We start from the raw sequence: 26142 nt of genomic DNA on the forward strand, positions 1-26142 counted from the left end.
CCTCAGAAGGCATAGGTCGCGAAAATGTTGACCGAGCGCTCGGCCCCCGGCATCTGGCCGTAAGGCGCATAGCTGCGGTCGGTCAGGTTGTTCAGTTCCGCAACCAGCGACAGCCCGTTGCCGAACTGCACGTCGCCGCGCATGTTCAGCGTGCCGTAGCCCGCCGCATCCGAGGCGACCATGCCGTCGGCCTGGCGATATTCGACCGCGCTTTCGCCGCGCAGGAACACATCCAGCGAGCCTGTCGCCTCGCCCCATTGCCAGTCCTGGCGCAGCCCGATCCGGCCCGACAGGCTGGGCGTGCCGCTGTCGCGGGTCTTGTAGCCATTGGCATATTCCAGTTCCCGCCGCATCGCCACGACCGAGGCATAGGGCGTCAGCCCCGAGTCCAGCCGGTGTTCGGCGACCAGCTCCAGCCCCCAGCTTTTCGCGCGATCGACGTTTTCATAGGTGCCGATCGGCCCGGTCAGGACGGTGGCGATATAGTCGCGGGCATTGGTGTAAAACAGCGTCGCATCGACCGAGGTATCGCCGCGATCCAGCCGCGCGCCCAACTCGTAGGTGGTGGCGCGTTCGGGGTCCAGGTCGGGATTGCCGATGATGGTCTGGCCGCCGCCGGTCGTGGTCAGGAACAACTGCCCCAGCGCCGGATAGACATAGCCCTGCGAGATATTGCCGCGCAGGGTCAGCGTCTCGTCCGTTGCCCAGACCAGCCCGGCGGAACCCAGCAGCAGGCTGTCGGACTTGTCCGAGGTCGGGTTGGCCACGCCGTTTTCGACAGACTCGTGCAGGTCGGCCCTGACCTTGTACCAGCGCAGCCCGGCCGTCGCGGTCAGGTTGTTGCCCAGTTCATGTTCATGCTGGGCGAACAGCGACAGGGTGCGGATCGAGGCATCGTCGCGGCGCAAGGATTCGCGCGGGAAGGGCGCACCGGGCGGGGTGGTCAGGCTGGTCTTGTTCGCCACCAGCCCGTCGTCTTCGTATTCCAGCCCGGCAACGGTGCGGCTGTTGTCGGTGAAGGCCATCTCGGCCCGCAGGTTCAGCCCATAGGTCAGTTGTTCGTCCAGCGAATCCGACTGCACCCGCATCCGGCCCATCGGTGTCGTGGCGGTGACATCGTTGCGGAAATCGCGGTCGATGGTCTGGCGATACAGGTCGGCGCTCAGCCGGTCCAGCCAGGGGGTCAGGTTGGTGCCCTCATAGAACAACCCGTATTTGCGCAGGTCGCGATGGGGCAGCGAGATCAGGAAATCCGGCTGCCCGACATAGACATTCGCCGCCAGGTCGTAACGCTGCGCCTTCAGCCCGAAATAGTGGTTGTCCAACCGATAGCCGAAATGCGCCGACAGGTTGCGGTCGCTGACATCCGACGGGCGCAGGACCCCGTTCGGCGTCCTGCGGTCGCCCTGGTCCATGCGGCCATAGCTCAGCCGATAGTCGAACTGCCCCGCCCCCGCATCCAGCGTGCCGGCGGCAGAGACGCTGCCGCGATAACCCTCGGTCGCGGACATCCAGCCCGCCGTCGCCGTGACCTCCAGCGGCTTTTCCGCGCCCTTCTTCGTGATGACGTTGATCACCCCGCCGATGGCCCGGCTGCCCGACACGACCGAGGACGAGCCGCGCAGGATCTCGATCCGCTCGATGGTGGTGGGATCGACCAGAACCGGCTGGCCGTAATTGGTATGGTCGGTCAGGTGCTGGCCGTCGATCAGCACCGCCACCCGGCGCGAACTTTCGCCGCGGATGGAAATGCGCTCGATCCCTTCCTCGTTCACCTGCACGCCGGGCACGTCGCGCAGCAGCCGGGCGATGGAAACCGGGGGCGAGCGGCGCAGCGCCTCGCCCTCGACGACCGAGATCGAGGCCGGGTTCAGCCGCACCTCGGTCGGCAGGCCGGTGCCGATGATGGTGACGGTATCCAGAACGATCGTCTCGGATTCCTGGGCCTGAAGCGGCGCAGCCCATCCCAATGCGGCCAGGGATGCGGCGAACAGCGGCAGAATGCGGGGCATGGCAGATCCTTCCTTTCGGGCAAGGGCGGACCTGGCGGCAAGCTGGGATGTCGCGCAAAAGGCGGCAGCCTTTCGCCGCCGCAAATGCATGAAGATAACTGAAATAACCATATTAAGAAGATCCCGGCGGCGCAAGCGCTCCCGGCGGGGGCGCCCGTCATGCGTCATTTTCACGCATCAGGAGGCAGCGATTAAATATGATCTTAAAATTCATGTTTTCCTGCGCTATGCAATGTATCGCCATTCTCGTCGGGCTTCGATCACCGGAATGGCCCGTCGCAAGCTTTCGCCAGCCGCATCGCCGCCACAGCCGCCCCGGCGGCCATTCCCCGCGCGGGAAGATGAAGGATGCGCCATCATGGCCGGACAAGACACGAACAGACCTGTTCCCCTGATGATCTTCGCCATCGCCATGTCATTGCCCGGCGCGGTGCTGGCGCAAGATGAGATCACCATTCGCGCCGACACCACCGCGCAACGTTTCGCGACCACGCCGGGTGCGGTGAGCCTGATCGACCGCCGCGAAGCCGTCGGTCAGGCCGCCCCCACGCTGGCGGATACGCTGTCCGGGGTTCCGGGCGTGGTGGTGCAACAGTTCTTCGGCGGCAACGACCAGCCGCGCATCCAGATCCGCGGCTCGGGCCTGCAACAGAACCCGTCCGAGCGCGGGCTGCTGGTGATGCAGGACGGCATGCCGGTGAACCGCGCCGACGGGGCCTATGTGGTGGGCCTTGCTGCGCCGGGGCAGGCCGAAAGCGTCGAGGTCTTTCGCGGCGCCGCGGCCCAACCGGATCGGCGCGAATGTGCTGGGCGGGGCGATCAACTTCGCCTCGCCCTCGGGCGCGTCGGCGCCGGGGATGCGGTTGTCCTTCGGCGCGGGCAGCTTCGGGCGGGGCGAGGCCGCGGGCAGCTACGGCATCGACGGCGAGCGGGCCGATGTGCTGCTGCGTTTCGAACATTCGCAAAAGGACCGCTGGCGCGATTATAACAGCTCGCGCCGCAGCATGATCGGCGGCAATGTCACCTTGCAGACCGGCCCGGCGGTGACGCGGCTGTTCTTCAGCCATACCGACCTGGAATTCGACGTGGCCGGGCCGCTGACATGGGATGCGGGCCGCAACGATCCGCGCGGCAACCATACCGGCCCGGTGATCATTGGCGGCGTGCCCGCAAATCCGGGGCCAAACGTGCTGCGCGACCGTCCGCACCGCGACACGCGCCAGACGCTGGCCGGGGCGCGCACGACGCTTGAGGACAGCGCGAACATCTACGATCTGGGCATCAGTGCCTCGCGCACGGATGACAGCTTCGCCTTTCCGGTCTCGGCCGGGTTTCGCGACACCGACAGCACCGACGCCACCCTGACCGCGCGCTACAGCCGCATGGGCGCGGGCGATCTTCCGCTGTTCGAGGCCGGGCTGACATGGTCCACGGGCCGGGCCGACCGCGTCTATTTCCACAACCTGGGCGGCGCGCGCGGCCCGGCCTTCGGGCACAACCGGCTGAAGGCCGAAACGCTGTCGCTGTTCGCCGGGGCGAATCTGCCGGTGGGCGGGGTCACGCTGTCGCCCTCGGTCGCGTTCAACCATGCCCAGCGCGACAATGACGACCGTTGGGGCGCAGCGGTGCGGCCAACCGTGGGGTTCAATCCGATGAACCCGGATATGCGCCTGCCCGATGGCGCGGTTCCGGCGTCCTCGACCAGCTACGGGCGCAGCTATCGCGGCTTTACCCCGGCGCTTGCGCTGTCCTGGCAACCCGCCGAGGATCAGTTCGCCTGGATCGCGCTGTCGCGCGGGTTCGAGCCGCCGACCCATGACGACCTGCTGGGCACGGTGGGCGGCACGCCGAACAGCGGGCCGGGGCGTCCAAATCCGGGCGATCCGGCAGCCTCGGCAGCAATGTTCGCCACGCCCGACCTGAGGGCGCAGACCTCGACCACGCTGGAACTGGGCTGGCGCGGAACGTGGCAGGACCTGTCCTGGGACGCGACCGCCTATCATTCGCGGTTGAGAAACGAGCTTTTGTCGCTGCGCGACGTGACCAGCGCGGCGCTGGCCGCCGTCAATGCCGGGCGCACGCGCCACAGCGGGATCGAACTTGGCCTGTCGGGCGATCTGGGCGACCGCCTGTCGGGACGGCTGGCCTGGACATGGCAGGATTTCCGCTTCGACGGCGATCCGCTGCGCGGCGACAACCGCATTGCGGGGCGCCGCGCAACGTCATCTCGGCCGCGCTGGACTGGCGCGCGACGGATGCGCTGGCGCTGAACGCCCGCCTGCATTGGGTGCCGGGCAGGACGCCGGTGGACAATATGAACACGGTCTTCAACGACCCTTATGTGCTGTTGGGCCTGGGGGCCGAATATGCGGTCAACGGCAATGCCGCGATCGTGGCGCAGGTGACGAACCTGACCGACGAACGCTATGCGGGTTCGACGCTGGTCGTCGATCAGGCATCGGCATCGCAAGCGGCCTTCATCCCCGGCGAGGGGCGGGCCTTCTATCTGGGCACGAGGCTGCGGTTCTGATGGTGGCTTTGCATCTGGCGGCGCCGCGCGGGTTGCACGGTCGCATGGGTATTTGGGTGATGAAGAAAGCGAGACGCCGCGCCCCTCGGCCCGGCATTGGCCCGGTGGTGCGGCCCGTGCTTTCGTGCGCGCGGATCGAGAAAGCCCCCCGCATGCGACTGACCAGCTTTTCGGATTACGCCCTGCGCCTGCTGATCCATGCCGCGCGCCACCGGCTGGTGACCATCGAGGAGGCGGCGGCGGCCTATGACATCTCCCGCAGTCATCTGACCAAGGTGGCGAATGTGCTGACGCGGGCGGGGTTCCTGCGCTCGGTCCGGGGACGATCCGGCGGGCTGGAACTGGGACGCGACCCCGCAGCGCTATCCTTGGGCGAGGTGCTGCGCGTGACCGAGCCGGATATGGCCGGAGCCGAGTGTTTCGCCCCCGAGGAGATCCGCGATCCGACCGCTGCCTTCCGCCCTGGTGCAGCCGCATGGCTTGGCAGCGGAAGCCAAGCCGCGACGTGCCGGGTTTCCGCAACGGCAATCAGGCCCACGCGTTCCGCTGCCAGATCGGCGGCGAAGAGCCGCGCGATCTCCAGCGGCGCCGGCTGGATGTGCAGCGCGATATGGAATTGGGACAGCCATTCCAGCCCCAGCCCGGTGATCTGCCGCATTTCGCCACGCGGAACCCAGGTATTGGCGAAATGCAGCGGCAGAAAGCTCAGGAAGCGGCCGCTTCGGATCAGGATCGCCTGTGCCTCCATGTTCGACACCGAGGCCGTGACATTCGGATCGTGCAAGGCGGCGAGTTCGGCACGCTGAAGATAGGGACGCGCGGTGATCGGACAGAGGGAAAGCTCTTCCAGCTTCACGGCCCCTTCGGCGCGGGCATAAAGCGGATGCAGGCACCCGCAGTAAAGCGCGTGTTCCTGGGTATAGACCGGGGTATATTGGACGTTGGGCTGTCGGTTCGGAAAGGGACCGATGGCGACATGGATCTCGCCGGTCTGCAGCGCCTTGCTCAGTGCCTGCGTCGTGCCGATTTCCAGGGTCAGGCGCACGTCGTGCTGGCGCCCGAAGAAGCGGCGGATGGCGCGGTGGACGGGCAGGTCGGGATTGTCGGCCTCGCTGTCCACGATGCCGATGCGCAGATGGCTGGTCCGCACCTTGCGCAGCGTGCCCAGGTTGGCCTCGCATTGCTCGATCCCGGCCAGCATCCGCTTGGCTTCGCGATAGACGGCCTCGCCCTTGTCGGTCAGGGCGAAACCGCCACGGCCCCGCTGGCAGAGCGTGAAGCCCAGGCTGAGTTCCAGGTCCTTCAGATGGGTCGAGATCGCCGAAAGGCTGACCCCCAGTACGGCCTGCGCACCGCTGGGGCCGCCATGTTCGACCACCGCGCAGAAGGTGCGCAGGTTGCGCAGGATATAGTCGCTGATCCGCATGGCTTGCTTCGCTAGATCGAAAGTAAAGATCGCATAATTTCAGTTTATCAAAAACTCCAGTGCCTCATAGTTCCCTTCAGCCGTGACGGTCGAAATCGCAGCGCGAAAGCAGGGAAGTCGAACATGACCAGATTTGCCGCCACACGGGTGGCGCCGCCTTGGCCGAAGAATGGAAATTCGCAATCGAGGAAATCCCCGGCTCGATCTTCGCGCCACTCGCGGCGGCGGTGCTGGTCGGCGTGCCGATCACGCTTCAGGTCGCCATCGGCGCCGCGGCCACGCCCTTCGCCCGCAGCCTGTTCACCGCCATCGCCGTTTTTCGCCGGCCCTTCATCGAGGTCCTGCGCGGCATGCCGCCCTTTCCTGCCATCCTGCTGCTGGTCGCCGTGCTGCTTTGCGCCTTCTGGATCGCGCCGGGGCTGCGCGACCTCGCTTTCCGCTGATCGTTACCAAGGAACCTGAACCATGTCCGACACCCCTTCCTCGCACGGCTATGAGACTGGCCGGCTGAACCTGCCCTTCGTGGGCATCTCGACCTTCGGCAAGCGACCCCATGTCGCGGACTGGTCGCGGATCGAGGCCGATATCGCCGTGCTGGGCGCGCCCTTCGACTTCGGCACCCAGTTCCGCGCCGGCGCGCGCTTCGGGCCGCGCGCGGTGCGCGAGGCCTCGACCCTGTTCAGCTTCGGCCATGCCGGCGCCTATGATCACGAGGACGACTGCACCTATCTGGGCAGCGACCTGCGCATCGTCGATATCGGCGATGCCGACATCATCCACACCGACACCGCGAAAAGCCACGCCAATATCCGCACGGGCGTGCAGGCGATCCTGGATGCCGGCGCCTTTCCGGTGGTGATCGGCGGCGATCATTCGGTCAACATTCCCTGCATCGAGGCTTTCGAGGGCCGGGGCGATATCCACATCCTTCAGATCGACGCACATCTGGACTTCGTGGACGAACGCCACGGCGTCCGCACCGGCCACGGCAGCCCGCTGCGCCGGGCGGCGGAAAAGTCCTATGTGACCGGGCTGACGCAGGTCGGCATCCGCAACGTCAGCTCGACCACCAAGGACGGCTACGACGCCGCGCGGGCGATAGGTTCGGACATCCTGTCGGTCCGGCAGATGCGGGCGCTTGGTCCGCAGGGGGTGATCGACCGCATCCCCGAAGGTGTCCGGGTCTATGTGACGCTGGACATCGATGGCTTCTGCCCCTCGATCGCGCCGGGGACGGGAACGCCCTCGCATGGCGGCTTTCTCTATTACGAGGTGCTGGAGATGCTCCAGGCGCTGGCGCACCGGCACGAAGTGGTGGGGATCGACCTGGTCGAGGTGGCGCCGGACTATGACCGGACCGGCTCGACCGCGATCCTGGCGGCGCAGGTGCTGCTGAACTTCCTCGGCTTCGTCTTTCACGCAAGAGGGAAGAAAAAGGCGGGATAATCACCCAATCCGCGGCAAGTGAACTGCTTCGGTCAATCTCGCACCCTTCCGCGCCGGCCGTTTCCGCTTTCCCGGCAGACCGGAGAAACCCGCATGTCCCTGGCAATGCGTCAGATGAGCTGGACTTCGCAGGCAGCCTCAAAGCCGGTGGCATGGCGTATCGCCGCGCCTTGCAGGGGGTCGCGCTGATCTTCCTTGGCCGATCGGCGGCATCGACCTGATCGCTGCGCACCTCGACCGAGGGCGAGACGGTCAGGTTCTCCATCGCCTGCCAGTCCAGCCGCAGGAACGCGCTGTGGCGCGGCGTGTCGGTGGGGCGGAAATCGGCGCGCTGCGGAGCCTTCAGGCCGCGACGCAGCCAGGTGCAATTCGCCACCAGCCCGATGCGGTCGCCGACCTGCCAGTTCGCTGCGACCTCGAAACCCTTGTAGGTGCCGTCACCGACGTTCTGGCTCTGGCTGACGATATCGTCCTCGTTCTCGCCGACCGGCATCGAGTGGATCATGTCCTCGACCTTGCTGTAAAACAGCGCCGCCCGAAGGGTGGCGGGGCCGACCTCGCCGCCATAGCCGTTCTCGGCATTCAGGGCGCGTTCGGATTTCAGGTCGGGGTCCGGGATGGCCGAGCCGGATTTGCGCCCGGCTGGTGAGATCGCAGGGCCGATATGGAAATGTCCCCTCTCACACCGCCTATCTGACGCCACATGGTCATGATGCAGCATGTTGGTATTTTCAGCAAAAGAGATTCCGCGCCATGCGGCACAGAACCTCTATCGTGAAACCGCTCGAACTGCGCCCAGAGAAAGCGCGAGGCGAACAGCCCTTCGATCCCTTACTTCGCCGCCAGCAGTTCGGGCGTTTCCAGCAGGATGAACTCGTTCATCGCGGCCTGCCCGATCTCTCGCCCGCCCGAGAAGGGCAGGTTGTTGTCGTTGGCGACGATGATGTGGCTGTCATCCACGAGGGCGACGTTCTCGATGGTGAAGAAGGGGAAGGTGAACGGACCCTCGGCAGGCTTCATGCCTTCCAGCGCCTTGCCGTCGGGATCGGCGATGTTCATCAGGTCGATATGGCCGATGCGGCGCATATGGCCGTCCTCGTCGATGTCGGCGGTATCGACCAGCACAACCTTCTTCACCTTGGCTGGCTGCGGGTAACAGGCGGCGGGGTCTGCGCCCTCGGCGCAGGCTTTGGCCATGTCGCCCTCGCCGTTGTCGCGTTCGATCACCAGGGCGCGGGTCGCGTCGATGAAGTTGAAATCGCCGATGGCGGTCGCACCCTCGGACAGCTTGAAGCGGAGGCCGTCGCCGGTCCAGTCGCGCGCCGCGGGGTCGAAGGTCATCACGCGCAGGAAATCGCCCTCGGGTTCCCCACCCTCGGCCAGCAGCGGCTTTTCCAGCATCGCCCAGAGCAGCCCAGTGCCGGGTTGCAGCGCCATCCCCTCGTATCCGCCGGAACGCTGGACGCGGAAATCGCTGCCGGGTTGCGCGGGAACCACGGTGCCGGGCGTGTCGGGGCCAGTGACGGTTTCGCCGTCCAGTTCGGTCGCAAAGACCTCGACCAGCCGCCCGTCGCGGGTGAAGTGCAACAGATAGGGGCCGAATTCGTCGCCGATCCAGATATCGCCGTCCAGATACTGGATGCTTTCGGGGTCGAAATCGGCGCCGGTCAGATAGCGGCTTTCGGTGGCCTCGTTGGCGATGCGGAAGGGTGCCTTGCGGTCGGGGTCGCGCAGGAAGACGGTTTCGCGGCGTTCCACCTTGCCGGTTGCGAAATCGGGGACAAGGCGGTGGAAGAACAGCATCGCATCGGGGCTGTTGGCCTTGGTGCCGAAGCCGTTGTCGGTCAGGGCGAACCAGCTTCCGGCCTGATCGCGGTTCATTGCCAGCCCCGACATGCCCTGCACCGGCTGGCCGATGAAGGGCAGCGAGATGCCGGTGGGATGGCCGCCGTAAGCCGCACCCACATCGCCCGGCACCGACATCGGCGCCTCATTGCGCGCCGCGCCGGTGAACTTGCCCGAAACCCACAGATCGCGCGGCGCGTCGGCGGGCGGCGTGACCAGCGTCAGCGCGGGCAGGAAAGCGTGGCCCGCCAGTTTCGCGGGGAAGGTTTCCTCGGCCAGGGCCGGGGCGGAAAGGGCGGCAAGGCCGGTCATGAGGGCGAAGGGAATGCGCATCGTGTTCTCCTGCGGGTGGTATGGCCTGCTGATAGGCGGACCATGTGACAGGCAGATTGCGGGAATATGGCGGTTTCCCGACGTTGCGCCGTGGGGCGAGATGCGAAAATCCGCCGGACACGCGGCCCGGCGGATCGGTGGTTTCTCATGACGGGATCAGAGCTTGCCGAGATTCCAGAACAGCGTCTCGCCCGAACTGTCGTCCACGCCATCATTGTCGGTGACGACCCAGGCGTTGCCCTCGGCGTCGAAAGTCAGCCCCTCGACCTTGTCCACCACGTAACCATTGGTCAGGCCGCGCAGTTCGGGGATCAGGTCGCGGACCTCTTCTTTGGCGACCAGCGGCAACTCGCCATCCAGCGCCGCGGGGGTCAATTCGGACAGCGCGACACGGAAGATCTTCTTCACCCGCGCCTTGTCGCCGATCAGGTTGTCGCGCTCGATGAGATAGGCGTGATCGCCGTTGATGGCGATTTCGGACAGGCCCATCCAGCCCTCGCCCTTCGGTTCGAGCGGATAGCGCACGGCGCCCCATTCCTTGGCGTTCAGGTCATAGGCCAGCAGCTTGACCTGCCCCTCGGGGTCGTCGGCCCATTCGCGCTGCATGGCGATCCAAAGGGTATCGCCGACCTGCGCGATGCCTTCCGCGCCGAAACGGGCCTGATGCGCCAGCAGGCCGGGGGGCAGCGGGATTTCCTGCGTGATCTCACCCTTGGCATTCACGCGGATGATGGCATGCGGGACCAGCTTCGCCGCGTCGCCCTCATTGGCCAACCAGAAGCCGCCCTCTCCATCCGCCGCGATGCCTTCGATGTCCAGTTTCTGCGCGGGCTGCCCGCCGCGCGTCACCACCACCTGCGCGACGATCCGGGCCGGGGTTTCGCTTGCGTCGATTTCGTAAATCGACGGCATCGCGGAATAAACGCTGTCCGAGGCCGCATGGATCCGGCCATCGGCAAAGGTCAGCGCCCCAAGCGCGCCCCAGCCGATCAGCGGATCGCTGCCCGCCGAAGTCAGCATCGGATAGGTCGGCTCCGCATCCTGCAATTCGTAGATCATCACATGGGCACGCGCCGCGCCGTCCTGACCCAGATCGGCCTCGTTCGCCGTCACCAGCAGGTTGCGCGACGGGATCGCAACCGCGCCTTCGGGGCTGATGCCCGAGGGCAGGATCTGCCTGAGTTCCGGCGCGGCGAGATCGCTGACGTCATAGACCGCGACGACCGAGGCGCGTTCCGACACCACGAACAGATAAGGCACCTCGCCATAGCGGGCGAACTCGACGCTTTCGATCTCGACCCCCTTCGAGCGCGAGCGTTTTTCCGGGTAATGGCCGATTTCCGCGATGGCGCGCTCCAGCGAGGCGCCGGATTCGTAGATCACCGTCCCGTCCTTGCGGAAGATGGTGAAGCCGCGGCTGCCGCCCTTCCAGTCGCCTTCGTTGGCGGTGGCGAAATGGTCTGCGTCGATCCATTTCACCCCGTCTGGTTCGCGCGGAATCGGGCCGGTCGTGTCGGTGAAGGACAGGCGGCCGTCGGATTTCGTATCGACCCCTTCCAGCGTGACGGAACCGGCCTCGAAATGCGAGATCACGCCATCCGGGCCGATCACGACGATATGGTTGTTTTCCTGAAGCGTGACGACGATCTCGCCAGCTTCATTGATATCGACGAATTCGGGTTCGGGATCGTCGGTGCCGACGGCGGCCAGCCCGGTCACGTCGATCCGCTCCAGCGCATCGCAATCGACATTGCCATCAGCGATCGGCAAGCGAACGACGAAACCGGCGGGCATCTGCGGCAAGCCGCCATCGCCCAATTCCTCGTCACGCTCATTCTCGATGGCGACGGCAAGGAAGCTGCCATCCGGCGCGACCGCCACCGAATCCGGCTGCCCGCCAAGATCGCAAGAGGCGATTTCGCTGCGGCTTTCCAGATCGACCACCGCCAGGCGGCCCGAGGGGTCGGTATGGCTTTCCGAGGTATTCACCCCGACGAACGCCCGCCCGCCGATGATATGGGCGGTCGTCGGCTCTCCGTTCAGCGACACGTTGCCAAGGGGTTTGGGCGCGGCGGGATCGGTAATATCGATCAGCCCGACCACGCCCAGCGGGCTGTCGGTATAGATCAGCGTCATGCCATCCTCGGAAACCGAGATGATCTCGGCCGAGCTTTCACGGGCCGTATCCTCGCCCTCGGCCATGTTGGCGATGACGGGAAAGCTGGCGATGCGGTTGAAGCTGTCGGCCAGGGCCGGGCTGGCCAGCAGGGCAAGGACAGAGGCGGCGGAACACAGGCGCGCGGACATGGGAACTCCTGAAGGGTTGTCGACGCGCGCAACCTATGCCGGGAACAAGACAGTTCCGTAACGGCGCGCACAAAGGACGGAGATTCTCATATCAGCGCCTTTCTGACTTGGGATGAGATCCCTTCGCTGAGAACGACGGTTGCGAGGATGACGATGACGATCAGCAGGACCTGCGGCCATGCGAGCATGTTGAGGCTGGATTGCAACTGCATGCCGATGCCGCCCGCGCCGACAAGGCCCAGGATCGTGCTTTCGCGGATATTGATGTCCCAGCGAAAGACCGAGATGCCGACGAAACCGGGCATCACCTGCGGCCAGATCGCATAGTTCAGGACCTGCGCCTGACTTGCGCCGGTCGCCGTGATCGCCTCGACCTGGCGGGGGTCGGTTTCCTCGATCGCCTCGTAAAGCAGCTTGCCGACGAAACCGACCGAGCGGAAGGCAATGGCGATGATCCCCGCCAGCAATCCCGGCCCCGGATCGACACCAGCAGCAGCGCCCAGATCAGCGAATTGATCGAACGCGAGGCCACGATGCAAAACAGCGCCAAGGGCCGCAGGACCAGATGGTGCGCGCGGTCATCAACTCCCAGCACCAGGTAAACAGCACGACGATCCCCAGCCAGACCGCCCACAGGCCAAGCCTGCGAAAAAAAGGGATCGTCCGAGGGCGATCGGGCGCACGAAGGGCGGCCTGAACTCCAAGCTGCACATGCTCAGCGATGGCAAAGGACGCCCGCTGGACTTCTTCCTCTCTCTTGGCCAGATGGCCGACAGTCGGGGTGCCCTCGTGCTGCTGAGCCATCTACCGACAGCCAAGCGCTTCCTGGGTGACAAGGCCTATGACGCCGACTGGTTGCGCGACGACCTCAAGGGTCGCGGCGTCCGTCCCTGTATCCCGCCCAGGAAGAAACGCAGAAAACCGGCCAGATACAACAAGCGCCTTTATCGCAAGCGCTACCGCATCGAGAATGCCTTCGGTCATCTGAAGGACTGGCGCGGTATTGCTACCCGCTACGAGAGATGCGGCGACATCTTCCTCAACGCAATCATCCTCGCCGCGATCATCATCTTCTGGATCTAAAATTTATAGGGATCGACCCTAAGCCTCGAAGAAGGGTGATAGCTTCCGATGAGAAAGCCGGCATTCGTCATTGCGGGACTATCGGTAGCGGCTGTCGTATTCGTTGCATTATCGCAGGAGACCGGACGCATGGTTCCATTCATCATCATTCCCGAACCAAGTGTTGCCGATCTGTCGCGCAGCGGGTTCAGTGTGGATAAGACGGCTATGGCAGAACACTACTCCGCGCTGTTTGCGGGGAAACGGTTCGATGAGGTTCATGACCTGCTGAAAGCGCATGGCTTGACCTATAACATCAAGGACGAGCGCCGGCTGGTCTTTTCCCCCCGCTACGAGTTCACAGGACTGCCTGCATCCTACTCCTGCACGGTTGAGATCTCTTTCGAGAACGGACAGTTCACGGAAGTCCTTGATATATACAACTGCGGCGTGCTTGCACTGTAAACCGCCCCCTGCCGAGAAACCGCCACGCGCGCCGGTTGTTTCAGGCAGGCTGGCGATGATGCAGACTTGCGCATCATCTGGTCTGCCCCCCCAAAAGATACGCCATCGACCTGCACGTTTGGCTTTCCATCCCCAATATCGACACCCGGAAAAAAGAGGACGGGCATGGCGCGGCGGGCGTAATTGTCGCCGCGGGTATGACAACCGGCGGAAGCCGCTCTGTTTCCGGAAGGCGCAACTCCGCCGACAGGCCGGTCATGGGTGCTTGAGTTTGAACGGGCCTGGCTGGCAAATGGTTGCATGAATCGTCGCCGGTCACGTTTGGTCCTCAGATCGCTCAGGCTGCACCTTCTGGCGTCGCTTGGGGTCGGCGCCGCCATCCTGACAAGCTGGTGGCTGCGGGTAGAGGAAGCGCGCGCCCCGAAAGAACTGCCGCAGATCGCCTTCGGACAGGCAGTCGCGGCGGGACGGACCAGCCTGACCCCGGAACGGCTGGTCCTGCGGGATGGCCAGTTGACCCTCGTGGCGATGCTGGAAACATTGACCGGCGCGACCGTCAGCGCACCCTTCGGCGCCCCTGCCCGACTGCCCGAGCTGCTGCTTGAAGACGGCCCGCTGCCCGCTGCCGGGATCGTCTTGCAGCGCGACGACGAACCCTTGCGGCAACTTCACCCCCGCATGCCCGAACGGGTGCTGCTGATCTGGCCGCTCGACGGCGACGTGCCGCCCGGTGAAGTGACGATCCGCTTTGAGCGGCAGATCTTCAAGCTGCGCGACAACCTCTATGGACAGGCAAGCTGGCTGGGGCACGAGACGGCGGGCGAGTTGCACGCCACCCCCGAGGTCACGCCATGAAATGGCTGCTGCCTGCCTGTGCCGTGCTGACCGGCACCGCTCTTCTGGCCGCCATGCAGGTTACGAATCCCGGCTATAACGAAGCATTCCGGCCTTTCGTTACGGATGTCCCCCGCGATGGGGTGGGTGAGACGCGGCTGTTCGGAGGGCAGATCGCCGGGTGGCGGAGCGCTGACCGGATCGGCTTTTCACATTTCGGGCGGGAACGGCTGCTGGATACGCAGGGGGTTTTCCTGCTGGTCGATCTCAAGCTGCATGCGAGGGTCCGATCCACGACCCTGCGCGCCACCTGGCAAGGCGCAAGTGGCAGGGAATACGCCGCGACCGCGCGGGCCGAAAACCTGCCCGGAGCGGCGGAATCCGTGGTGCTGCAACCCGGCCTGACCATGTCGGCCCTTGCCATTTTCGAGCTGCCCCCCGATGAGATCGCAGGCGGCGCGCTGATCCTGGCGCCGCCGCTGAACCCGCCGCTGGACGGGGCCTTGCGCCTTCAGCCGCCCGCTGCCCCGCCGGGACACCGGGCCGAGGAAAGGTTCGATCGATGAGGCATCTCGGCTGGATCCTCGCGGCGCTCGCCTTCTTCGTCCTTGCCTGCCTGGTCGTCGCGTGGCCCGCCCTGCGCGAGCTGCGCGACCACCACCCGACCCGGATCACGCAGGCGGAAACCCCGGTGGGAACCCTGCGCGGGCTGCGTTTCCAGATCGAGGCGGCAAGGTTCACGGTGCTGCCGCAGATCCCCGACCGGGCCGTCGCCCTGATACGCCTGCATATCGAGGGCGAACCGAAGGAAATGGCGCAATGGCTGGGTTGCTCGGTCAGCATCACGGATGACCAGGGACGCCGCTGGCTTTCCCTTTACAACGAGTTGGGGCTGGAAATCGCAAGGCTGCTTGGCGATCAGGCACGACCCGGACCGAATTGCCGCCAGTTGCTTGCAAGCGCCGGACAGGGCACCGCCGACGAAACCTTCGTCCTGCCCGTCGAGGCTTTGGACGGCCTGCGGCTTGAAATATGGGACCAGGCGGGTTTGCCGGATGCGCTGTCCCTGCCGCTCAGGCCGGTGATGCGTCCGCCGCCCTGACCGGCGCGGCGCGTCCTGCAAGCTGCAACCCCGCCGAGAGGATGCAGAACTGCAAGGGACCGACCAGAATGCCCCCCGGCATTCCGCCGGGCATGCCGAAAAGCAGGTTCAGTGGCACCCCGATCACCTGCCAGGCTGCAACCTCCTGCGGGCCGACCAGATGGGCAAGCCCGATCCAGGCCCAGTTGCCCGCCCAGTCCACCAGCCGCCACAGCACGATGACGGACACCGTCAGCGTGACCCCGGCAGAGGCCGCAAGCAGCACGCCGTTCGCAACCGCATTCCAGCGTTTCGCCACCCCGGCCCAGAAATGGCCCATGAAATCCCGCACGGGCCGGGGCAGCGCCCCCCAGCGTTCCAGCGCCGTGCCCGCCAGCCTCCGGGTCGGCGCGGCGATCCGCGTCAGGTCGTGGCCGTGGACGATGGCGCCCATGTTGAACCAGATCACCGGCAGCAGGGCATACCAGAAAAGCGCGTTCAGAAACGGCCACAGCCGGAAGGGCGGCGGCCAGTCGATGGGATGGGCGGCGTCAGCGACAGCGGCGCTGGCAGCCGGCAGGATCCAGTCGAACACCTCGCCCGGCGAAGGCAGGGCTGCCAGCCAGCCGGTAAATTGCCCCTTCCAGCCGGACAGCACATAAAGGCCAAGCAGCGCCCAGCTTGCTTCGCAGGCCACGACGACCAGCGCCCATCCCGCCCGACCGCCCCCGGCCTGCCTTGCCTTGGAAAAGCGACGGATCAGCCAGATCAGGGCGACCGCCAGCACTACCCAGCCGGTCTGTCCGATTTCCAGCGCGGTGGGCGGAAAGTCGGGCTGCGTCAGGTCCACGCGCCGCATCTGCGTCTGCCAGAACAGTTGGGAATAGTCGCGCAACGTCTCGGACAGCAGGCCCCAGCCGGCGTAATAGCCATAAAACGGGATCAGGACCGCCAGCAGCGCCCCCACCAGAAGCGAGACGTTCGGGGATGCCGCGGAACCGCCCGGCCCAGACCCCGCCCCCTCATCCGCGGGGCGCCGCAGGTCGGACGCCCGCCCTTGCAGGATGACGAAGGCCGTGACGAAAAGCAGCAGTTGCAGCAATATGACCGGGGCGATGGCGAAGAGGCCCAACAGGCGGCTGTGCATGCCGATCTCGACGGCGAGACGCAGGAACAGTTCGTGCAGCAGCGCAACACCCGCCCAGATCGCGGTCAGCCGTGCGCCGAACCTCGCAAACAGCGAAAGGCTCAGCCGGATATGCTGTCCGATCGTCCGGGTCGTCATCGCCTGCACCTTGCCATTCCGGTCCCGCTTATAGCAGGACCGCCCGCAAGCTGTCACCGGGTCAGGAAGTTCGCAGGGAAGAGGATGGCGCCGCCGCAGAGCAGCCCGCCGATTTGGGCAATGTCAGGGATTTCCTGGCAAGGGACGGGTCGGCGAGAGTTCGCCATCGCGAGCCAGAGAGATCTGACGACGCGGGCCCTTATCCCGCCATCAGCCCCGCGCGGCCCTGTTTCCAATAGGCGGCTGCCAGCGTCCGGTCGCGACCCAGCCCAAGATCGGATCGCCAGTATTGGCGGATCCTCTGCGCGGGGGCGGATTCGGCGGCGAACCAGCCGAAGCTGTCGGGGTGGCCGGGCCAGCCCTCGGCCATGATGCGGTCGGCCAGCGCCGCGCCGGGTGCGGCGCCGGGCGGGCGCAGCAGCCATTCGAGGCGGATGGCGGTGCGGTTGTCGATGGGCTGGCGATCGGCCGGCGTGGCGATCTCGACAAGGGCCGTGCCGCCGGTCTCGGGCGGCAGGGTTTCCAGCAGCCGCGCCAGCGCAGGCATGCCGGTTTCGTCCGCACCCATGATGAAATGACGTGCCTTGGCGTTCAGCGGGCGGCCAAGCGGGCCGATCATGCCGACGGTATCGCCCGGCTGCGCATCGCGCGCCCATGAGGCACCCGGCCCGCCGCTGTCATGCAGCAGCATGTCGATATCGACCCAGGCCGCGGCGGCATCCATCCGCCGGATCGTATAGACCCGCGGCAGCGGTTTGCGGCCCGGATCGGGCCAATGGGCCAGCCCGTCCGGCCCCGCCACGGGCCAGGCCGGCGCGGGGTTGCCGGGGGATGGCAGCAACAGCCGCACATGCATGTTACCAAAGGCTGCGAAGCGGTCCAGCCCCTCGCCGCCAAGCCGCAGGCGGCGCATATGCGGGCCGAGGCGGGTGGCCGAAACGACACGCATCAGGCGAAAGGAATCCAGCCGCCCATCCCCCGCCCCGTCGCCCTGCCAGCGGATGCGCGGCCGGTCCGCCTTGGCATAGAGCATGAAGGCCGTCGCCATCAGGTCCTTCAGCCGCGCAAGCCCACCGGGATCGGGGGCGCCGCCGCGCAAGCTGACCCGCGCGCCATCGGCTGCGATCTCGGCCCAGCCGAAAGCGTAGCCAAGCCGCGTCGTGCCGGGCGCGGCAGGGATGGGGCGCGCCTGAAAACTGGCCAGGCGGTCGATGATGTCGCCCATGTAATCGCCGTGTCGGGGCAGCGTCAGTTCGGCGTGACAGATCAGTTCGGCCATCCCAGCCCTTCCTCAGCCGCCCAGGCGCTTGGTGAACGAGATGCGAAGGGTCCGGCCCCTGCCCTGCTCGATATCCGAAGTCGTGGCCCAGCCCGATTGCGGATCGGTATAGGCCTTGTCGAACAGGTTATCGATTCCGAAGTCGATGCGGTAGTCGTCGGTTTCCTGCCATGTCGCATAGAGGTTGACCAGATCGACCTTGGGATAATGGATGGTCGAGGACGAACTGACCCGCGCCACATCGCCAAGATGCTGGTATTCGATGCCGTAATCCAGCCGGTCGTCGAAGGCGCGCAGGCCCAGCCGCGCGGTCACGCTGTCCAGCGGCGTGTTGGACAGCGTCATTCCTTCGTTCACGCCATCGACCATGCGGGCGTTGACGAAGGAGGCACCCAGATCGACATAGCCGCGGATGAAATCATAGCTGCCCTCGATCTCGACCCCGTCCAGCTTGGCCTTGCCAACGTTTTCATAGCGGGTGACAGAGTCCACGCGGGTCGTGTCGATGTAATTCTCGACATCCGAGCGGAAGGCCGTGACCTTCGCCCGCAGGTAGTCGCCGCCCATGAGCAGCCCATCGCGCTGGATATTCGCACCGATTTCCCAGCTTTTGGCGGTTTCGGGACGCAAGAGCAGGTTCGGCTCGTAGCCCGAGCCATGCGAGCCGTTCTTGCGAAAGACCTCTTGCAGGTGCGGGGCACGGTAGCCCTCGGAATAGGATGCGAAAAGCTGCACGCCCTGCGCGACCTCGGCCCCCAGCGACAGGCGCGGCGACCAGCGGTTGCCACTTAGCGAGACCTCGCGTTCGGGTTCGGTATCGGTGGCCTTGCTGGTCCCGTCCAGGTCGTAGCTGTCATAGCGCAGCGAGGCGATGACCTCGAAGATGTCGCGCCGGCCCTGCCATTGCAGCCACGTCCCCCACAGTTCCTGCCGCCCGGCACCGAAATGGTCGGCGTCCGAACTGCCCTTGATCAGCGCGTAATCGGCCCCCGCCGAAACCGTCTGGTCCCAGCCCCCCGCCGTGAACCGCGCCGAGTTCTGCGCCGAGAACCCGTTGGTGATCACCTTGTAGAAACGCCCCTCGCCCAACCGGGATTCGGGCCAGACCTGCGTCTGCCGGTTGTCCGTGCCGGTGTGATAGCCCCTGATTTCCAGGTCGATCAGGTCGTTGTCATCGGGATCGAAGGTGTAGGACAGGTTCAGCGTGTCGGTCGTGCTGTCCGCGTCATAGCGGCTGAGCGTCGATGAGGTCGAACCGCTGGAACCCGAGATCACATCGTCGTTCTGCTGCCGCATCGCGGTGAATTTCAACTCGTGCCCGGCGGCAGGGCGCCAGTTCAGCTTGGCAAGGCCCGAGGCCAGCCGCTCGCCCGTCCAGCGCACCTCGTCGCCATTGCCATCCTTGTAGGGATCGCTGTCGCGATAGGTAAGCGAGGCCAGCGCCTCGACATCCGCCCCCAGCCGCGTGGCGGCGGTGGTCGTCGTGCCCCAGCCCTCGCCGTTGGTGCCATAGCGCAGGCGCTGCGTCAGGCTCCAGTTCTCGTCGTCGTGCAGAAGGTCGGTGGCATCCTTGGTCTCGAAGGCAACCACGCCGCCGATCCCGCCCGAGCCATAGCTGTTCGAACTGGGTCCGCGAATGACCGTCACCTGTTTCAGCAGGTCGGGATCGACATAGAAGGACCCCGAGCCGTGGCCCACCCGCCAGAAATCCTGCCGCGCGCCGTCCACGGTCACCACGACGCGGCCCATCTGCTGCAAGCCTCGGATATTGACCGCAACCGAACTGTCGTCGCCGCTTTGCGTGGCGCCGACGCCGGGTATGCGGCGCAGGGTCTCGGCGGTGCTGGCAGGCTGCTGGCGCGACAGTTCCTCGTCGCCGGTGGTGGTGACTCCTGCCAATGCCTCGATCGCGCTGCCCTGGCGGCGCGTGTCCAGGATGGTGATCGTGTCCAGCGTCACCTGGTAGCGAGGGCTTTCGGCCTGCTGGGCAGATGCGGGGACAACGTTGAAAAGCGGCAGGGCCGAGCCCAGAAGCAGGCTGCGGAGCGTGAGGCGAGACATGCGCAAGATCCTTCCCGTCCGGCCTTTGGCTGGGCCGGATGACGATATTCCGTTTTCGGCTTGCGCTGTCGGAGGCTTGCTGCGCTTCGGTTAACAATCTTGACTATTATAGTCAAGTTGTTGAATGGCTTGTTCCGGGCCATTTCATACGGCCCGGTTCACCGCCTGCCGGAGGATGCCATGACCCGTCCCGACCGCCGCCTGTTCCTGGCCGGATGCCTGTTGATGCTTGGTGCGCAAACCGTATCGGGCAAGGTTCTCGACGCCTTGGGCCGACCCGTCGATGCCCGGCCCGAAGGCCGTATCCTCAGCCTTGGTCCCGACATCACCGAGATCATCGCCGCCCTTGGGGCGGGCGACAGGATCGTGGCGCGTGACCGGGCCAGCACCTGGCCCGCACAGATGGCCGCGCTGCCCTCGGTCGGGCCGCGGCGCAGGCTGTCGCCCGAAGGGGTGATGTCGGTCCAGGCCGATCTGATCATCGCCGCCGAGGACATCGGCCCGCCCGAGGTTCTGGAGTTCCTGCGCCACCAACCCATCCCGCTGGTGCTGGTGCCGCGCGATTTTTCGCTGGATGGGATCGTGACCAAGATCGCAATCATCGCGGCGGCACTGGACAGGCAGGGCGAAGGGCGCGACCTGTCGGCCCGGATCGCCGCGGAATACCGGGCGGCCGAGGCACGCAGCCGCGACATCCCCGACGATGCCCGCCGCCGCGCCGTGCTCTTCCACGGCCTGGCCAGCTTCAGCGCCGCAGGATCGGACACCGCCGCGGGCGAGATCCTGCGCGCGGCAGGTGCGCGCAATATCTTTGCCGACCATAGCGGCTATCTCTCGGCCTCGCCCGAGCTGATCCTCGAACGCGACCCCCAGGTGGTCGTTCTGATGCCCGACGGCAAGGGCGGCCCGACATCGGAACACGTCTTCGCCATCCCCGCATTCGCGGGAACCGAGGCCGCGCGCACCGGCGGGCTGGTCGTCCTGGACGACAACCTGATGATCGGCTTCGGTCCCCGGACGGCGGCGCAGATCGGCAAGCTGGCGCGTTTGCTTTACCCCTGAGCGCATTGCGGCGCAGACCTCGCGCTTCAGCCTTCCACCCGTCAAGCCTCGGTTCCTGGCTCGCAGATGTCGGGAAAGTCGGCGGGTCCGAATGTCCCGCATGGCGAGGGCAACTCGACGCGGAAAAAGCTTGCTCGGTAAGCGGATTCGGTCAACCTTGCCATCAGCGACAGTCCATTTGGCGAATGTCGGAGAAAGACCTTGGGATGGACGCACAGGCAGCCGTTATGGACCCGACTGATGACGTTCGATACGACCGGATAGAGGTCCGGCCTCTTGATCGCCAGTTCGGTGTGCATCCGGCCCTTGCGGTTCCGGCAGGTGTTTCCGAGATCATTTTTGGACAGATGCACGGCACCGACTCCACGCCCTTCACCTATGCGCTGTTTGACGCTGCACGGGTCGCCGGCCTGTCCGAGCGGCTGGTTGCGGCCGCAATTCCCCATGATTGTCTGGTGCGCGGGCTTTCGCGCGACAAGCTGGGCGCGGTGTCGCCCTGGCTGGTTCAACTGCGGGCCGACAATCGGTTGTGCCGTGATCTTTTCACTGCCGGGGACGCCCCGTGGGAACTGTGGGGCCGGGAAGCCTATATCCTGATGCGCTCGCATGACGAGTTGGCCAACCTTGTCGATCACCTGCGCCGTTTTACCAAGCTACGTGACAGCAAGGGCCAATGGCATTTTTTCCGCTTTCAGGAACCGCTGGTCATGCGCACAATCGTCATGGGGCTTCCCGACGACGCGCGGCGCCGCTTTTTGGCGCCTTTTCAGCGGATGATCGTGCCGGATCGGTCCGATACCCTGCACATATTCGACATCAATTTTAGCGGTAGTCCGGGTCAATGATTTCATATGAAGATGTTCTGAACAGCAGCGGCCTACCCGCATTTCTGCAGGAAAGACGGCAGCGTTATTTCGACAAGGCGGTGAAGTTCTGCCGCAGGCAGTTTCCCGGCCGCTTCGGACCGGCAAGCGATGCCGAAAGGCTGGCGCATGTCCGGACGGCCTATGAAATCGGAAAATCCTTCGGGCTGCGCAGCGAGCGTGATCATCTGAAACTGCTGATCGCGACCGTCCACTGGGGGCTGGGCCTTGCCTCTGATCCACGCCTTGCGGGGCGCATGGTCCAGGCGGGCTGGCTGGAACCGGACCTGTCGGCCCGCCAATATGTCAAACTCTCGCAACTTCTGCGCGCGGTGGATGCCTGGCATGCCGAGGTCCGCCCCGAGGGTCGCGCCTGGGCCGATGCGGCCGCGCAAACCGCCCGGATCGATGCCTCTGGCCTGACCGGGTCCAGCGCGCTGCATATGGCTGACGAGATCTGGCCCGCGGGCGTGCGGCAGATGCCGGCACGGGCGTGGGGGCCATATGGCGCGGCGCTGGATGCTGACCGGCAGCGATGGGCGCTGGATGGCGGGCCGTTCGTCCTGCACACGCTGCTGGGGCTGCGGCTGGGATATCGATATCTGTTTGAACCGACGCTTTCCGATTTCATGGTGGCCTGGCAGATCGAGGGCACAAAGGCGCAAAGGTTCGATACGCTTTTGCAGACGGCACTGGCTATGCCACCCTTGTCGCAGGAAATGACATGCCACAAGACCTGAACGATTTTGATGACGACGAGACACCGCCGCAAGGTGTCACCCGCACCGCCGAACAGGCGGCCGAGGCACAGGGTTCCGCCAGTCCGGTCGAAGCAACCGAGCAGGGCTGTCGCGGATGGATCGAGCTGGACAGCCGATACTGGCATGTAAACGATCTGGGCGTCAGCGCGACAATCGAGGTTCATCGCATCACCGCTGGCACCCCCGGACAGCCGGACGAGCAGACCGAACTGGTGGAAACCCATGTGCTGCATTATGCGCAGGAGGCCGGCTTTCGCCTCGATCCGCCTTCGGCGCCGGATGCCGCACTCACCGATGGAAACTGCCGTATTCTTCTGGGTGGCGAGGAAGGTTATGAATCAGGCCATTCCTATCGTCTGAAACTGACCCCACGCGACAACCCTGACAACGCGAAAAAATACGTCATCCTGCCGGTTGCGATAACGGCAGGGGACGCGGGCAACGACCCGGCGCTGACCGGCGCTCAGGTGGGGCGGCGCGTCATCCCGGATCCGAATACGGGACAACGGCCGACGACGTCGCCCCTGCCTCTGACGGATACGGTCGATCAGTATCTGCGCGTCCACGAAGATCGCACGGCCGGTGCGGCGCAATGGGCAAGCCCGGCCTTTCGCATGCCTTGCGCTGATGCGACCCAGCCCCATAAGGTCGAAATGCGCTGGATCCATTACTGCAACCCGCGCGAATTCATCTATGGCCATCTGCTGGATCTGGAGGGCGGCTTCGTCGATGACCCGCTCGACCGCGGCGGGGCAACCAATATGGGCATCACCATCGCGACCTGGCAGCAATATTCGCAGGAGCTGTTCGGAATACCGGGCACGGTCGAGACATTGCGCAACATTACCGAGGACCAGGTCTATGAGATCACGCTGGCAGGCTATTGGCGGCGCTTCTGGTGCGACCGGATCAATCACTGTCCACTGGCAATCCAATATCTGGATACATGCTTCAATGGCGGCGGCGTGATCGTTCTGCAGCGGGCCATCAATGTCGTCGCGGATGCACAAGGCAAACCGCACTGGAGAACCAGAGAAGATGGCAATATCGGGCCGGGAACGCTGCTCGCGGCCAACAGGATCATCGAATGCGGGCATGGCGCGGCCCTTTACATCGCCTATCGCGAACGCAGGATCGCACGCTATCACATGATCGTCGCGAACAACCCAAGTCAGAACCGCTTCCTGAGAGGATGGCTGAACCGTGCGAATGAATTCAATGAATTTTAAGGTTGCTGCCGCAAGCTGCCTGATCGCGCTTTGCACTCAGGCCGCAGGCGCCGGTAGTTCAGAGATCGCCCGATGGGAGGCGGACACGACGGACCCGGAACGCTTTGCCGGCACTGTGACGATCACCGGGGCGGGTGAGGATATGACGCTGGGCTATTCCTTCGTCTATGACACCCAGATCATCAGCATGAACGAGCCGGCCGCCACAATGGAGCCGCTGGGAAATGATTGCTGGCGCGCGGATGTGAAGGGCGAATTCATGCTGGATATCGCCGAGACGCTGGAGGTGGTGTTCTGCCAGCGCGGCGATCAGGCTTACTGGTCGCTGCTGGACACACGCGGCGGCGCGGTGCGACTGCCGGCATGGGTATCCTTTACGCGGTCGCACGACGCGACGGGAAAGCGCGCGCAGCGCAATTGATGCCAACGACCTCACGGCACAGACAGCCCTTCCCTCTGGCAAGTCATTTCCATCATGACTTTCAGATCACCGAAGCCCAAAAGCCGGTCTCGCCGCTCGATGGGCGCCGCGCGCTGGCAGAACAGCCCCGGCCGGCAATTCGCCTTCGCCGGGGGCGCGCAGGCGCGCCCTTCGGTTCATGCGGATCGCCGACCAGATGGACAGCGCGGAAAACGCGATGAAGAGCCAGCCCAATGGGCGAGGCCAGCAGCCGCAGGTAATCCGTCCCGACGATGGACATTACCTGATCGGGGCTCTGTTCGAAAATCGGCATCGGGATGATGATGAAGGCGGCGGGGTTCAGACCGGCAAGGCGCATCCCATAGCCCCTATCGGCGACGCAGCTTAAGCCGGTCTTGAGATTGGCGGGCGTTGCCACACATTGCGGGGGCCATCCTCAGGCCTGCTCGCGCCGTTGATCCACCAGGCGGTCGGTCGCGATGCCGCCGACCCACATCGAGAACAGCGCAACCCAGGCGGTCAGGGCCATGATCGACGTGCCCGTGACGCCGTTGCCGATCGAGCAGCCGCCCGCCAGCATCCCACCGAACCCCATCATCACCGCGCCCAGGATGGCCCGCCGCGTCTGGCCGGCGCTTTCAAAGCCCTGTATCCGCAACGAGCCACCCATCCATGCCGCGAAAAGCGAGCCGATGAACACGCCGGGCACAAGACCCAGGTCGAAGCTCCACCCTCCGAAGGGAACAAGCATCGCCATGAGCGTATTGGCCGAGGGGCCGGTGAAGGTGATCGACGATACCGAGACAGGATCGAAGGCGATCTGCGCGATGCTGTAGGTCAGGAAATAACCGACCGCCACCGTCACCCCCACCCCCGCGCCAAAGATCAGGATGGCGGGCGCGATCCGGTTGCGCCACGCCAGATACAGGGCCAGCCCTGCACAAAGGCAGCCTGCCGCCAAACTCGCCCAGTCGGGCAGCCCCAGCACGGCGGACAGGTCGAGATTGCGGCCGCCGGGGGTGGTCCACAACTGCGCAAGCTGAGTGCGCAAGCCGGAAAGCCAACCGTGCAGCGCCATCTGCGCCGTCACGGCAAACAACAACCCGCTGAGGATCGAACGCAGGTTCCCCGTCGCGGCCAGCACCAGCAGCCGCCCCGGACAGCCGCGCGCAAGAACCATGCCGGCGCCGAAGATCAGGCCACCGATGACCGCCCCGCTGATACTGCCGGTTACGGACATCATGCGCGCGGTCTCGGTATCCAGCCAACCGCTCAACCGGGCCATCTGCACCCAGACGACGGCTGAGGAAAACGTCAGCAGCCAGACCGCCATCCGCGGCCCCAGTCCGCCGCGGGCGAATTCGACCGTGGCCGCGCGCAGGCAAAAGGCCGAGCGTTGCGCCGCCACCCCGAAAAGGACCCCCACCAGCAACCCCGCCAGGGCCGCAGCAGGCAGGTCTCCGACGCTTTCCGTGAGGATCGACAGATCCATCGGCATTCTTCCCTTTTCCACGTCATCGACCCTGGCAGGAAATGCAATCGGGGCAAAGCCTGCCCTCTCCGGATCCTCCGTCCGGAAGGCGCAAACCGAACCGGACAGCATTTCCGCGCAGCCTTGACGTTCAGGACCGGATGCCAAGGGCGGCATTTGGCCACAATCATATCGTTTTACCGTAACCGGCCATGCAACGCCGAAAGATCAGAATCGGGATCAGGACACCAGGGACCCGCTTACTCGACCTGCGCCAATGCGGCGTCCAGCCGGTCGCGGGCGCGCTTGGGCAACTTGCCTTCCTGCAAGGCCGCGAGGTTCGAGGTATCGTCGCCCACCTGCACCACC

Annotated in this window: 23 protein-coding genes and 4 pseudogenes; 17 read left to right on the forward strand and 10 right to left on the reverse strand. The window is 65.3% G+C overall.

What is annotated here, in order from left to right; all coding sequences use genetic code 11:
* Positions 1–2: 2 nt before the first annotated feature.
* Positions 3–2012, reverse strand: coding sequence for a TonB-dependent receptor (locus tag Q0O97_RS06735; protein WP_294926516.1), 2010 nt, complete (start codon positions 2010–2012; stop codon positions 3–5).
* On the opposite strand from Q0O97_RS06735, the gene Q0O97_RS06740 reads away from it, so the two are divergent.
* From Q0O97_RS06740 to Q0O97_RS06750, 4 genes and pseudogenes are all read left to right on the forward strand, one after another.
* The gene (locus Q0O97_RS06740) at positions 2011–3000 is read left to right on the forward strand and encodes a Plug domain-containing protein (RefSeq protein ID WP_294926518.1); all 990 of its coding nucleotides are present in this window, start codon (positions 2011–2013) and stop codon (positions 2998–3000) included. The genes Q0O97_RS06735 and Q0O97_RS06740 overlap by 2 nt on opposite strands.
* Positions 3001–3016: 16 nt before the next feature.
* Positions 3017–4282: a TonB-dependent receptor gene (locus Q0O97_RS06745; protein WP_366125245.1), complete on the forward strand. Its 1266-nt coding sequence runs from the start codon at positions 3017–3019 to the stop codon at positions 4280–4282.
* A 35-nt stretch (positions 4283–4317) separates the two neighbouring features.
* A complete protein-coding gene (locus Q0O97_RS17465) occupies positions 4318–4542 on the forward strand; it encodes a hypothetical protein (RefSeq protein ID WP_366125244.1) in 225 nt (74 codons plus the stop codon).
* A gap of 152 nt (positions 4543–4694) precedes the next feature.
* Positions 4695–4904 (forward strand): annotated as a pseudogene (locus tag Q0O97_RS06750) (Rrf2 family transcriptional regulator); the annotation flags it as partial.
* On the opposite strand, the gene Q0O97_RS06755 reads toward Q0O97_RS06750, so the two are convergent.
* A complete protein-coding gene (locus tag Q0O97_RS06755) occupies positions 4805–5968 on the reverse strand; it encodes a LysR family transcriptional regulator (protein ID WP_294926520.1) in 1164 nt (387 codons plus the stop codon). The pseudogene Q0O97_RS06750 and the gene Q0O97_RS06755 sit on opposite strands and share 100 nt — an antisense overlap.
* A gap of 227 nt (positions 5969–6195) precedes the next feature.
* Between Q0O97_RS06755 and Q0O97_RS06760 the strand changes: the two are divergent.
* Positions 6196–6411, forward strand: a pseudogene (locus tag Q0O97_RS06760) (TRAP transporter large permease); the annotation flags it as partial.
* A gap of 22 nt (positions 6412–6433) precedes the next feature.
* Entirely contained in the window at positions 6434–7414 is a 981-nt protein-coding gene (gene speB, locus Q0O97_RS06765; RefSeq protein ID WP_294926522.1) for an agmatinase, read from the forward strand.
* Positions 7415–7742: 328 nt separating this feature from the next.
* On the opposite strand, the pseudogene Q0O97_RS06770 reads toward speB, so the two are convergent.
* The 4 genes and pseudogenes from Q0O97_RS06770 to Q0O97_RS06785 form a co-directional block, all read right to left on the reverse strand.
* Positions 7743–8135 (reverse strand): annotated as a pseudogene (locus tag Q0O97_RS06770) (TonB-dependent receptor); the annotation flags it as partial.
* Positions 8136–8245: 110 nt separating this feature from the next.
* A complete protein-coding gene (locus Q0O97_RS06775; protein ID WP_294926524.1) occupies positions 8246–9592 on the reverse strand; it encodes an esterase-like activity of phytase family protein in 1347 nt (448 codons plus the stop codon).
* A gap of 156 nt (positions 9593–9748) precedes the next feature.
* Entirely contained in the window at positions 9749–11899 is a 2151-nt protein-coding gene (locus tag Q0O97_RS06780) for an esterase-like activity of phytase family protein (protein WP_294926526.1), read from the reverse strand.
* 86 nt (positions 11900–11985) lie between these two features.
* Entirely contained in the window at positions 11986–12366 is a 381-nt protein-coding gene (locus Q0O97_RS06785) for an ABC transporter permease subunit (RefSeq protein WP_294926529.1), read from the reverse strand.
* 178 nt (positions 12367–12544) lie between these two features.
* On the opposite strand from Q0O97_RS06785, the pseudogene Q0O97_RS06790 reads away from it, so the two are divergent.
* The 5 genes and pseudogenes from Q0O97_RS06790 to Q0O97_RS06810 form a co-directional block, all read left to right on the forward strand.
* Positions 12545–12982: pseudogene (locus Q0O97_RS06790) on the forward strand (IS5 family transposase); the annotation flags it as partial.
* 129 nt (positions 12983–13111) lie between these two features.
* A complete protein-coding gene (locus Q0O97_RS06795; protein WP_294926531.1) occupies positions 13112–13426 on the forward strand; it encodes a hypothetical protein in 315 nt (104 codons plus the stop codon).
* 321 nt (positions 13427–13747) lie between these two features.
* Entirely contained in the window at positions 13748–14281 is a 534-nt protein-coding gene (locus tag Q0O97_RS06800) for a hypothetical protein (RefSeq protein WP_294926532.1), read from the forward strand.
* Entirely contained in the window at positions 14278–14826 is a 549-nt protein-coding gene (locus tag Q0O97_RS06805) for a hypothetical protein (RefSeq protein ID WP_294926534.1), read from the forward strand. The genes Q0O97_RS06800 and Q0O97_RS06805 overlap by 4 nt, the downstream gene beginning before the upstream one ends.
* Complete coding sequence (locus Q0O97_RS06810; protein ID WP_294926536.1) at positions 14823–15362, forward strand: hypothetical protein; 540 nt, start codon at positions 14823–14825, stop codon at positions 15360–15362. The genes Q0O97_RS06805 and Q0O97_RS06810 overlap by 4 nt, the downstream gene beginning before the upstream one ends.
* On the opposite strand, the gene Q0O97_RS06815 is transcribed toward Q0O97_RS06810, so the two are convergent.
* From Q0O97_RS06815 to Q0O97_RS06825, 3 genes are all read right to left on the reverse strand, one after another.
* Positions 15334–16626 carry a hypothetical protein gene (locus Q0O97_RS06815; RefSeq protein ID WP_294926538.1) on the reverse strand — a complete coding sequence of 431 codons (1293 nt, stop codon included), beginning with the start codon at positions 16624–16626 and terminating at the stop codon, positions 15334–15336. The two genes, Q0O97_RS06810 and Q0O97_RS06815, sit on opposite strands and share 29 nt — an antisense overlap.
* Positions 16627–16825: 199 nt before the next feature.
* Positions 16826–17905, reverse strand: coding sequence for a siderophore-interacting protein (locus Q0O97_RS06820; protein WP_294926540.1), 1080 nt, complete (start codon positions 17903–17905; stop codon positions 16826–16828).
* Positions 17906–17917: 12 nt separating this feature from the next.
* Complete coding sequence (locus Q0O97_RS06825) at positions 17918–19966, reverse strand: TonB-dependent hemoglobin/transferrin/lactoferrin family receptor (protein WP_294926541.1); 2049 nt, start codon at positions 19964–19966, stop codon at positions 17918–17920.
* A 180-nt stretch (positions 19967–20146) separates the two neighbouring features.
* Between Q0O97_RS06825 and Q0O97_RS06830 the strand changes: the two genes are divergently transcribed.
* From Q0O97_RS06830 to Q0O97_RS06855, 6 genes are all read left to right on the forward strand, one after another.
* Positions 20147–21028: an ABC transporter substrate-binding protein gene (locus tag Q0O97_RS06830; RefSeq protein ID WP_294926542.1), complete on the forward strand. Its 882-nt coding sequence runs from the start codon at positions 20147–20149 to the stop codon at positions 21026–21028.
* 206 nt (positions 21029–21234) lie between these two features.
* Positions 21235–21873: a DUF4123 domain-containing protein gene (locus tag Q0O97_RS06835; RefSeq protein WP_294926543.1), complete on the forward strand. Its 639-nt coding sequence runs from the start codon at positions 21235–21237 to the stop codon at positions 21871–21873.
* Between the two features lie 80 nt (positions 21874–21953).
* Entirely contained in the window at positions 21954–22631 is a 678-nt protein-coding gene (locus tag Q0O97_RS06840) for a hypothetical protein (protein ID WP_294926545.1), read from the forward strand.
* Positions 22616–23881, forward strand: a complete 1266-nt coding sequence (locus Q0O97_RS06845) for a glycosyl hydrolase 108 family protein (RefSeq protein WP_294926547.1) — start codon at positions 22616–22618, stop codon at positions 23879–23881. Before Q0O97_RS06840 ends, Q0O97_RS06845 begins: the two co-directional genes overlap by 16 nt.
* Positions 23871–24302 carry a hypothetical protein gene (locus Q0O97_RS06850; protein WP_294926549.1) on the forward strand — a complete coding sequence of 144 codons (432 nt, stop codon included), beginning with the start codon at positions 23871–23873 and terminating at the stop codon, positions 24300–24302. Before Q0O97_RS06845 ends, Q0O97_RS06850 begins: the two co-directional genes overlap by 11 nt.
* Positions 24303–24480: 178 nt before the next feature.
* Positions 24481–24690: a hypothetical protein gene (locus tag Q0O97_RS06855; RefSeq protein ID WP_294926552.1), complete on the forward strand. Its 210-nt coding sequence runs from the start codon at positions 24481–24483 to the stop codon at positions 24688–24690.
* A gap of 48 nt (positions 24691–24738) precedes the next feature.
* Here Q0O97_RS06855 and Q0O97_RS06860 read toward each other — a convergent pair whose 3' ends face one another.
* A complete protein-coding gene (locus Q0O97_RS06860; RefSeq protein WP_294926558.1) occupies positions 24739–25794 on the reverse strand; it encodes a YeeE/YedE family protein in 1056 nt (351 codons plus the stop codon).
* Positions 25795–26142: the final 348 nt, after the last annotated feature.

Source organism: uncultured Paracoccus sp., from assembly GCF_945915435.1.
Taxonomy (GTDB): Bacteria; Pseudomonadota; Alphaproteobacteria; order Rhodobacterales; family Rhodobacteraceae; genus Paracoccus.

Bases quoted from the DNA above. Each gene is read 5' to 3' on its own strand.
- Q0O97_RS06735 (WP_294926516.1), bottom strand. From the start codon at position 2,012: ATGCCCCGCATTCTGCCGCTGTTCGCCGCATCCCTGGCCGCATTGGGA.
- Q0O97_RS06815 (WP_294926538.1), bottom strand. From the start codon at position 16,626: ATGACGACCCGGACGATCGGACAGCATATCCGGCTGAGCCTTTCGCTG.
- Q0O97_RS06740 (WP_294926518.1), top strand. From the start codon at position 2,011: ATGGCAGATCCTTCCTTTCGGGCAAGGGCGGACCTGGCGGCAAGCTGG.
- Q0O97_RS06745 (WP_366125245.1), top strand. From the start codon at position 3,017: ATGATCGGCGGCAATGTCACCTTGCAGACCGGCCCGGCGGTGACGCGG.
- Q0O97_RS06830 (WP_294926542.1), top strand. From the start codon at position 20,147: ATGACCCGTCCCGACCGCCGCCTGTTCCTGGCCGGATGCCTGTTGATG.
- Q0O97_RS06805 (WP_294926534.1), top strand. From the start codon at position 14,278: ATGAAATGGCTGCTGCCTGCCTGTGCCGTGCTGACCGGCACCGCTCTT.
- Q0O97_RS06825 (WP_294926541.1), bottom strand. From the start codon at position 19,966: ATGTCTCGCCTCACGCTCCGCAGCCTGCTTCTGGGCTCGGCCCTGCCG.
- Q0O97_RS06810 (WP_294926536.1), top strand. From the start codon at position 14,823: ATGAGGCATCTCGGCTGGATCCTCGCGGCGCTCGCCTTCTTCGTCCTT.
- Q0O97_RS06855 (WP_294926552.1), top strand. From the start codon at position 24,481: ATGCGGATCGCCGACCAGATGGACAGCGCGGAAAACGCGATGAAGAGC.
- Q0O97_RS06835 (WP_294926543.1), top strand. From the start codon at position 21,235: ATGGACGCACAGGCAGCCGTTATGGACCCGACTGATGACGTTCGATAC.
- Q0O97_RS06850 (WP_294926549.1), top strand. From the start codon at position 23,871: ATGAATTTTAAGGTTGCTGCCGCAAGCTGCCTGATCGCGCTTTGCACT.
- Q0O97_RS06755 (WP_294926520.1), bottom strand. From the start codon at position 5,968: ATGCGGATCAGCGACTATATCCTGCGCAACCTGCGCACCTTCTGCGCG.
- Q0O97_RS06780 (WP_294926526.1), bottom strand. From the start codon at position 11,899: ATGTCCGCGCGCCTGTGTTCCGCCGCCTCTGTCCTTGCCCTGCTGGCC.
- Q0O97_RS06775 (WP_294926524.1), bottom strand. From the start codon at position 9,592: ATGCGCATTCCCTTCGCCCTCATGACCGGCCTTGCCGCCCTTTCCGCC.
- Q0O97_RS06795 (WP_294926531.1), top strand. From the start codon at position 13,112: ATGGTTCCATTCATCATCATTCCCGAACCAAGTGTTGCCGATCTGTCG.
- Q0O97_RS06845 (WP_294926547.1), top strand. From the start codon at position 22,616: ATGCCACAAGACCTGAACGATTTTGATGACGACGAGACACCGCCGCAA.
- Q0O97_RS06820 (WP_294926540.1), bottom strand. From the start codon at position 17,905: ATGGCCGAACTGATCTGTCACGCCGAACTGACGCTGCCCCGACACGGC.
- speB (WP_294926522.1), top strand. From the start codon at position 6,434: ATGTCCGACACCCCTTCCTCGCACGGCTATGAGACTGGCCGGCTGAAC.
- Q0O97_RS06860 (WP_294926558.1), bottom strand. From the start codon at position 25,794: ATGGATCTGTCGATCCTCACGGAAAGCGTCGGAGACCTGCCTGCTGCG.